1 protein-coding gene is annotated in these 700 nt (G+C 74.9%); it reads left to right on the forward strand.

Annotated features, from left to right (window positions below):
- On the forward strand, window positions 1–700 hold a 700-nt coding region (locus tag NK214_RS24895), incomplete at both ends, for a dihydroxyacetone kinase subunit DhaK (RefSeq protein WP_253315808.1).

Below are 700 nucleotides of genomic sequence, written 5' to 3' on the forward strand. Positions count from 1 at the left end.
ACTGGCCCGCGCCGAGGGCATCGCCGTCGACAGCGTGGTGGTGGCCGACGACGTGGCGCTGCGCGACACCGTGGAGCCGGCGCGCAGGCGCGGCATCGCCGGCACGGTGCTGGTGCACAAGATCGCCGGCGCGGCGGCCGCCTCCGGCGCCGGCCTGGCCGAGGTCGCCGCCGCGGCGCGGCAGGCTGCGGAACAGGTGGCCACCATGGGCGTGGGCCTGGGCGCCTGCACGGTGCCGGCCACCGGCCGCCCGGGCTTTCAACTGGACAGCGGGGAGGCGGAACTGGGCCTGGGCATACACGGCGAAGCCGGCGTGCGCCGCGTGGCGACGCCATCGGCCGCCGATTTGTGCGCGACGCTGCTGGACGCCATCTTGCAAGACCGCGGCTGGCGTTCGGGACACAGGGTGGCGCTGCTGGTCAACGGCCTGGGCGGCACGCCGCCGATGGAGCTGGCCATCGTCGCCCGCGCCGCGCTGGCGCATCTGCGCCTGCGCGGCCTACAGGTGGAACGCGCCTGGAGCGGCAACTTCATGACCGCGCTGGAAATGCCCGGCTGCTCCTTGTCCCTGATGGCGCTGGACGATCAGCGCCTCAACTGGCTGGATCAAACCACCCTGGCGCCGGCCTGGCCCGGCTCAGGCCGTCTGCCGGCGCAACGCCAGCTACGCGCCGCGCCGCCGCGCGACGCTTTCACGCCC

The sequence above is a fragment of the Chromobacterium sp. S0633 genome, assembly GCF_024158805.1.
Lineage (GTDB): Bacteria > Pseudomonadota > Gammaproteobacteria > Burkholderiales > Chromobacteriaceae > Chromobacterium.